Origin of the sequence: uncultured Microbulbifer sp. (assembly GCF_913055755.1) — a bacterium.
Lineage (GTDB): Bacteria > Pseudomonadota > Gammaproteobacteria > Pseudomonadales > Cellvibrionaceae > Microbulbifer.
Genome location: NZ_CAJXKH010000132.1, coordinates 1 through 7474 on the forward strand (window position 1 = coordinate 1; position 7474 = coordinate 7474).

Annotated in this window: 8 protein-coding genes; all 8 read left to right on the plus strand. The window is 62.7% G+C overall.

The annotated features are described in order from the left end of the window. The first annotated feature begins 126 nt into the window (after positions 1–126). The 8 genes from QZ511_RS15785 (at position 127) to QZ511_RS15820 (ending at position 7229) form a co-directional block, all read left to right on the plus strand. Positions 127–777 carry an MBL fold metallo-hydrolase gene (locus QZ511_RS15785; RefSeq protein ID WP_295803855.1) on the plus strand — a complete coding sequence of 217 codons (651 nt, stop codon included), beginning with the start codon at positions 127–129 and terminating at the stop codon, positions 775–777. Between the two features lie 80 nt (positions 778–857). After that, positions 858–1454 carry a DUF2799 domain-containing protein gene (locus QZ511_RS15790; protein ID WP_295803857.1) on the plus strand — a complete coding sequence of 199 codons (597 nt, stop codon included), beginning with the start codon at positions 858–860 and terminating at the stop codon, positions 1452–1454. A 42-nt stretch (positions 1455–1496) separates the two neighbouring features. After that, positions 1497–1928 (plus strand): hotdog fold thioesterase, encoded by a 432-nt coding sequence (locus QZ511_RS15795; protein ID WP_295803859.1) that lies wholly within the window; start codon positions 1497–1499, stop codon positions 1926–1928. An 18-nt stretch (positions 1929–1946) separates the two neighbouring features. After that, a complete protein-coding gene (locus QZ511_RS15800) occupies positions 1947–2651 on the plus strand; it encodes a SprT family zinc-dependent metalloprotease (protein ID WP_295803861.1) in 705 nt (234 codons plus the stop codon). A gap of 523 nt (positions 2652–3174) precedes the next feature. After that, a complete protein-coding gene (locus QZ511_RS15805) occupies positions 3175–3543 on the plus strand; it encodes a DUF2750 domain-containing protein (RefSeq protein WP_295803862.1) in 369 nt (122 codons plus the stop codon). Between the two features lie 72 nt (positions 3544–3615). After that, positions 3616–4029, plus strand: a complete 414-nt coding sequence (locus QZ511_RS15810; protein ID WP_295803866.1) for a VOC family protein — start codon at positions 3616–3618, stop codon at positions 4027–4029. Positions 4030–4051: 22 nt separating this feature from the next. Next, the gene (locus QZ511_RS15815) at positions 4052–4981 is read left to right on the plus strand and encodes an SDR family oxidoreductase (protein WP_295803868.1); all 930 of its coding nucleotides are present in this window, start codon (positions 4052–4054) and stop codon (positions 4979–4981) included. Positions 4982–5156: 175 nt separating this feature from the next. Beyond that, positions 5157–7229 carry an SLC13 family permease gene (locus QZ511_RS15820; protein ID WP_295803870.1) on the plus strand — a complete coding sequence of 691 codons (2073 nt, stop codon included), beginning with the start codon at positions 5157–5159 and terminating at the stop codon, positions 7227–7229. The last annotated feature ends 245 nt before the right edge of the window (positions 7230–7474 follow it).

Consider the following 7474-nt stretch of genomic DNA (forward strand, 5'->3'; position numbering starts at 1 on the left):
GGAAGTTGGCCCCCGCCAGCGTCACCGCCACCGAACTTCGCCGGATACCCCTCTCGGAATCGGGGGATTTAGTGGGACTGGCACGCCGCGGTTATAATCCCGCACGAATATTCAAAAGGTGTTCCCATGGCTCTGCAATTCCACTCCGTCCCCGTCACCCCCTTCCAGCAAAACTGCACCCTGCTGTGGTGTGACGACAGCCTGCGGGCCGCGGTAGTGGACCCGGGCGGCGACATCGAGCGCATCCTCGCCGCCGTCGAAGAGCGCGGACTCAAACTGGAAAAGATCCTCCTCACCCACGGCCACCTCGACCACGTCGGCGGCACCGCCCCCCTCGCGCGCCAGCTCGATATCCCCGTAGAAGGCCCCAATAAAGAAGACCAGTTCTGGATCGAACAGATCACCACCCAGGCGCAGATGTTCGGCTTCCCCCCGGTGGAAACCTTCACCCCCGACCGCTGGCTCGAAGACGGCGACACCGTCACCGTCGGCGATGAAACCCTCGAAGTGGTGCACTGCCCCGGCCACACCCCCGGACATGTCATCTTCTTCCATCGCCCCAGCAACCTCGCCCTGGTGGGCGACGTTCTGTTCAACGGCTCCATCGGCCGCACCGACTTCCCCAAAAGCGACCACCAGGCCCTGATCGACTCCATCACCAAGAAACTCTGGCCCCTGGGAGACGCAGTGCGCTTCGTACCGGGCCACGGCCCCATGTCCACCTTCGGCCAGGAGCGACAGACCAACCCCTTCGTGGCCGACAAACGCTTCGGCTGATGCCAGACCGGAGTTCGATTCAGCGCCGGTTCACCGGCACCGCACTTTAATAAGACCGGACCAACCGGCGGGATGCCCCAATGAACTTGTTGCACGCAAAACCCTGGAAACACCTCACCGCTGCCGCGGTGCTGATTGCCGTCGGCGGAATCAACGGCTGTGCGGTTATCTCGGAAGAAGAGTGCCAGGCCGGACTCTGGTACGAGCGGGGAATCCAGGACGGCGCCCGCGGCCGCAGCCAGGCCACGGTGTACCAGATTGCGCAGAAGTGTCACGAATACGGCGTGCGCACCGACACCGAAGCCTGGATGCGCGGCCACGAAGAGGGGGTGGAGCAGTACTGCACCCCGGAAAACGGCTTCGTGCAGGGGCGCAACGGCCGCAACTACGAAGGGGTCTGCACCGGCCCCACCGCCGACCTGTTCCTCGCCAACTACCAGCAGGGGCTCGCCGTCTACCAGGCAGAGCAGCAGTACCTGGCGCTGGAGAAAAGCTATTACCAGGCCGAGCGGGAATACTACCGGGTGACCGAGGCCCTGGAGAAGGCAGAAACCAAGGAAGAGGTCCGCAGCCTGCGCGCCGAACGCCGCCGCCTGCGCCGGGATATGCGCTACCTGGAAGGTGAGATGATGCGCTTTGGTGGCTTTGGTGCTTTCAATCCCCTGCTGTTTTACTGATATTGACCCAACGGATTCAATTCAATCAGCGAGGTAATGGGGATGGCAATCTGGCACGTTGAGCCGACTCTCGGGGCAGTGAACAAGAGCCTGCAGGGCTGTATGCCCGGTTATATCGGCATGGAAATTACCGAAATCGGCGACGATTATCTGGTGGGCACCATGCCGGTGGACGAGCGCACCCGCCAGCCGTTCGGCATCCTGCACGGTGGTGCCAGCGTGGTAATGGCGGAAACCCTGGGATCGGTCGGTGCCAACCTGGCGGTGGATCACAGCAAGTTCTACTGCGTGGGCCAGGAGATCAATGCCAACCACCTGCGCCCGGTGCCGGAGGGAACGGTAACCGCCAAAGCCAGCGCGGTGCACATTGGTCGCTCCAGCCAGGTATGGGAAATCCGCATTCACGATCCCCGCGGCAAACTCAATTGTATTTCCCGCATCACCATGGCGGTGGTGCCGGTACCCTCCCAGTAATTCCGGTTTATTTATTTCGTGCCAGGGGAAGCTTTTACCTTCGAGGATATTACCTACCGCTTGCTGCGCTCGCCGCGACGCAAGCGGCTCGGGCTGGTGGTAGCGGAGAAAGGGGTGGAGGTGCGAATTCCGCAGCGCTGCGCCGAGCGTCACGGCCACCAGTTCCTGCGGGAAAATATTACCTGGGTACGCGAGCAGTTGCGCCGCGCAGCCCAGCGCCAGTCCCAGGTCCCCGACCACTACTTTGCCTTCGGTGCCCGTTTCCCATGGCTCGGAAAGTCCCTGGAGCTCGACCGCGCGGCCCGTGCGGCGGATGCGTGTATCGACGGCGAATATATCCAGCTTTACTGTCGCCTGCGGGAGCCGGATGAAGCACAGCTTCAGGCTGCGTTGCAGAAACTTTACCAGCGCGAGGCGCTGGCTCTGTTAACCGAGAAATCCCGTTATTTCGCCGGGCTGTTGGGATTGCAGTTTGCTGCGGTAAAGGTGCGTCGCACCAAGAGCAAGTGGGGGCACTGTACCCTGCGTGGCGAGTTGCAGTACAACTGGCTGGTGTGCCTGGCTCCAGAGCCGGTGGTGGATTACCTGGTGATTCACGAGGTGTGCCATTTGCGACACCACAATCACAGCCGGGCGTTTTGGGATTTGGTGGGAACGCTCTGTCCCGACTATCGAAACCTGCGGCGGTGGTTGAAGGAAAACGGGCACCGGTTGCAGCTTTGAACGCCGGGGTTTGGTGTTTTGAAGCTGGAGCTGTGGCGCCCGGGTGCTTGGTTCTTAATGGGTAGTGTGGCGGCACCGCTACCGGGGACAGCCTTGCGAGACACGCCGTGCACCCATCCCTGGGGGCTCTGCACCGCCATCCATGGCGGTGAAGGTCTCGCAAGGCTGTCCCCGGTATCGGCGCCTTCGCGGAAAGTCTAAATTCTTTGTCAGCAAGATTTCTTCACTCGGGCTTAGATTTAGCCGTTGTGCCTTGTTCTATCCGGAAACCAGATTTCCCTAACGCGAAGCTGGAGTGCTGGGTATAAGTTTTTGGAAGCGTCGGCGACAGGAAGTCGCCGCCGCAGCGCCCAGGGATGGGTTCACAGCGGTTCCAAAAACTTATACCCAGTGCTCCGGCGCCACCGCGCCTTCAGATAAAGTACCTCCGAGTTCATTAGTGCGCTCCCGACTAAGCGCAAGTTTCTACTTATCGGGCCCAATCTGGCGTAAACTCCGAACACGACTAACAAGGCGAGCCTGTATGGAAATTGAACCGCTGGGAGATGACTTCGAGGAAAACTGCGACCGCTTTCTGCCGGAGGCGGTAGAGCAGGGGTGCGTGTGGGCGCTGGAAGGGGAAGAGGGGTTTGCCCTGTGTGAGTCCGAGCGTCATGATGATACCGACGTCATGCCCTTCTGGTCCCAGCGGGAATTTGCCGAAATGCATGTCGCCGACGACTGGGCGGATTACCAGGTCGTGCCCGTGGACCTGGAAGAGTTCATGGACGACTGGCTGACCGGCATGCACGAAGATGTGCTGCTGGTGGGCATCAACTGGAATGCGGATCTGGAAGGGGAGGAGATCGAGCCCCTGGACCTGCTGGAACAACTGGAGCAGGAGCTGCAGTAAACCTGCTCAAATCACAGACAACAACAAACCGGCGACAGGGCCGGAAATAATGCTCCGCGGGGAGGTCTGAGAGTGAGTCAGTTTCTGGGGTTGCGCACCGTTATCTATGGCGTGGGCAATATTGCCGAAGCCAAGGTGTGGTACACCACCCTGCTGGAGCAGGAACCCTACTTCGACAGCGAATGCTATGTCGGCTTCAATGTCGGCGGCTTTGAGTTGGGGCTGGACCCCGATGCGCGCAATGTGACCAGTCGTGCCGATGGCGTCATCGCCTACTGGGGCGTCGACAGTATTGCCGCGCAGGTCGAGCGCCTCAACGGCCTCGGCGCCCGCCAGCACGCCGAAGTCGTGGACGTGGGCGAGGGCATACTGGTGGCCAGTTTCCTCGACCCCTATGGCAATATATTCGGACTGATCGAAAACCCGCACTTTCAACTGACGGAACCCCGGGCCGCCGCGCCCGCTACAGAGCCCGACACAGAGTAAGCGCAGTACTGGAGCAGTAACCGTGAGCAAACCCCCGGCCAACCGATTTCGCCCCTCCGATCACGCCTTTGCCGCCGAGAGCCTGGCGCAGATCGGCCGCGGCTACGTGGTGCCGGACCGGGTCGCGCTGATCACCGGCTGCTCCAGCGGCATTGGCCGCGAACTGGCACTGGCCCTGCACCGTCGCGGTACCATCGTCATCGCCACCGCCCGCCGCGCCGAAAGCCTGCAGGAACTGGCGGACCTGGGGATCGCCACCGAGGCGCTGGATGTCAATTCCCTGGCGGATATTAACCGCGTGGTGTACGCCATCAAGACCGCCTACGGACGCCTGGACATTCTCGTCAACAACGCCGGCTACGGCCAGATGGGGCCCCTGCTGGAGCTGGATACACGGGCGCTGGAAGCCCAGTTCCGCACCAATGTGTTTGCCCCCATGGCGCTGGCGCGCGCCTGCGCGCCGCTGCTCAGGTCCCGCAACCGCGGCCTCATCTGCAATATCGGCTCCGTCTCCGGGGTAATGCCGACACCCTTTTCCGGCGCCTACTCCGCCTCCAAGGCCGCGTTGCACAGCCTGTCCGACGTGCTGCGCCTCGAGCTGAAACCCTTCGGCATTCGCGTGATGACCGTGCAGCCCGGGGCCATCGCCTCGGAGTTCGGTCGCCACGCCGAGTCCTCCCTGCGCGGTGTACTGGCGCCGGACTCCTGGTACAAGCGCAGCGAGGATGCGGTACACGCGCGCGCGGTGGAGTCCCAGCAGAATGCCACCCTGGCGCGGGACCTGGCCAAGCGCCTGGCCAGCGAACTGCTGCGCAAGCGCCCGCGGCCGGTTTTGCGTTACGGCAACAAGAGCAAGCTGCTGCCGTGGATGGCGCGCTGGTTGCCGCGCCGGATCCGCGAATGGCTGTTGTTGCGCCGTTTTGGCCTGCGCCGGCTGCAGGCCAACCCGTAACCGTCCCCACCGAACCCCGGAGGGCATTGGGCCCTCCGCCCGCTACGTTCTTTTTCCCGCCTCCTTTCTCGCTTATTCGCCGCGCCCGCCCGTGGGGAATCCACTATGTTTGAAGGTGCGGCTGCAATATTTACCCGCTTTTCAGCCCGCCGGGAGCCAGGAATTCCACTCGTCTATGAGTTTCGATCAGATCACCATCCTGCTGATTCTTGTGGTCACCATCGGGCTGTTTATGTGGGGGCGGTGGCGCCACGACATGGTGGCGATGGCGTCACTGCTGGCGTGCGTGTTCTTTGGCCTGATCGAGCCGGTGGACGCGTTTGCCGGCTTCGGGCATCCGGCAGTGGTCACCGTGGCCTGTGTATTGATCCTCAGCCGGGGATTGCAGAATACCGGCGCCATGGACGCGCTGGCGCACAAGGTGGTGCCGAAGCGCGGTGGCATTACCCTGGCGATCACAGCGCTGACCGCCCTTGGCGCCGGCATGTCCGGGTTTATGAACAACGTCGGCGCCATGGCCCTGTTGATGCCGGTGGCCACGGACCTGGCCGACCGCTACCAGCTGCCGCCGGGCAAGGTGCTGATGCCCCTTTCCTTCGGCACCATCCTCGGCGGCATGACCACGCTTATCGGCACCCCGCCCAACCTGATCGTGTCCGGTTTTCGCGCCAGTGCCGGCGTCGGCAGCTACGGTATGTTCGACTTCACCCCGGTGGGGCTGGCAGTGGCCGTGGTGGGGGTGCTGTTTGTGGCGCTGCTGGGCTGGCGCCTGGTGCCCGCGCGCACCCAGGCCGGCGCCGCCTCATTTGATACCGGCAGCTATATCACCGAAGCCCTGGTAAAGGAAAAGAGTTCCGCCATCGACAAATCCCTGGCGGAACTGGTGCGCATGCTGGGGGAGGAGGATGCCCAGGTAATCGGGCTGGTGCGCAACAACGCGCGGGTGTTTACCGCCATGCCGGGGCTGCGAGTGCGCGCCGGGGACATCCTGGTAATCGAGGCAGATCCCGAGTCACTGTCTGCGGTGCTGTCGAACCTGGGACTGGTGCTCGCCGCCGCCCCCGAAAGTGACGACCAGGAGAGAAAAGCCAGGAAGGCAGAGGAGCAAAACGGCAACGGCAATGGCAAGGACAAGGCTGCTGAAAAGGCGCCAGAGCAGGAAGCTGCCCCGGTAGAGCCGCGCCTGAGCGGGGAGCTACCGGAAGCGGAAATACCGGCGGAGTTGGGGCGCCGCGAGGAGCCGCAGAGCGAAGCGCAGGCCGCAAGCGGGAATGGTGAGCCGACGGCTGACGGGAATAGCGAAACCGACCGGGATAGCACTGCCAGGGAAGAGCAGGAAAAGGGGAAGGAGAAGGAGAAAAAAGATAAGGAAAAGCGCGAGCGGGCCAGGGACGATACGGTCATGCGGGAGCTGGTAGTCATGCCGGATTCCTACCTGGTGGGGCGCAGCGCGCAGAACCTGCGCCTGGCCGGGCGCTATGAAATCCACCTGCTGGCCCTTTCCCGCCAGGGGCGGCGCTCCATCAAGCGCCTGGGCTCCACGCCACTGCTGGCGGGGGACGCGCTGCTGATGATGGGCACTGAGGAGAACCTCAATCTGTTTGCCAACGAGCAGCGCTGTGTGCCCCTGGCGCAGCGCGATATCTCGATTCCCAACAAGGAAAAAGCTTATGTGGCGCTGGTGGCGATGGGGCTGGCGGTGGCGGGGGCGGCCTTCGGCCTGCTGCCGGCGGCAATATCGTTTGCCACCTGTGTGCTGGCATTCATGGCACTGAAGGTGGTGCCACTGCGCAATGTTTACGAGGCGGTGGACGGCTCTGTGATCGTGTTGCTGGGGGCGCTGATTGCGGTGGCGGGGGTGCTGGATTCCACCGGGGCGGCGGATGTGCTGGCAAAGTCGATGCTGGACAATGTGGCCCGGGGCAGTCCGGTGATCGCGCTGGTGTTGATTCTGGTGGTCACCATGACGCTGTCGGACTTTATGAACAATGCGGCGACCGCGGCGGTGATGTGCGCGATTGCGCTGAGTGCGGCGGCGCAGCTGGAGGTGAATCCGGACAGTTTCCTGATGGCGGTGGCCATCGGCGCTTCCTGTGCGTTCCTGACCCCGGTCGGCCACCAGAACAATACGTTGATCCTGGGCCCTGGTGGTTTCAAATTCGGGGACTACTGGCCCATGGGGCTGCCGATGGAATTGCTGGTGGTTTCGGTGGCGGTGCCGATGTTGTTGTGGGTGTGGCCGCTGTAGCTAGAGCCGTGGCGGCGCCGCTACCGGGTACAAGTTTGTGAGACACACCGTAAACCCGGTCCGGCCGCTCCATGCATTCACGGCGCCTTCGGCCCCTGGGGGCTCTGCACCGCCATCCATGGCGGTGAAGGTCTCACAAACTTGTCCCCGGTATCGGCGCCTTCGCGTTGAAGTTCGTATCAGGGATGTCAGGCCACTGAATCGTCTATCGGCCGGGTAATTTCAGCGAGGAATTTGCCACAGAA

Bases quoted from the DNA above. Each gene is read 5' to 3' on its own strand.
- QZ511_RS15805 (WP_295803862.1), top strand. From the start codon at position 3,175: ATGGAAATTGAACCGCTGGGAGATGACTTCGAGGAAAACTGCGACCGC.
- QZ511_RS15785 (WP_295803855.1), top strand. From the start codon at position 127: ATGGCTCTGCAATTCCACTCCGTCCCCGTCACCCCCTTCCAGCAAAAC.
- QZ511_RS15820 (WP_295803870.1), top strand. From the start codon at position 5,157: ATGAGTTTCGATCAGATCACCATCCTGCTGATTCTTGTGGTCACCATC.
- QZ511_RS15790 (WP_295803857.1), top strand. From the start codon at position 858: ATGAACTTGTTGCACGCAAAACCCTGGAAACACCTCACCGCTGCCGCG.
- QZ511_RS15795 (WP_295803859.1), top strand. From the start codon at position 1,497: ATGGCAATCTGGCACGTTGAGCCGACTCTCGGGGCAGTGAACAAGAGC.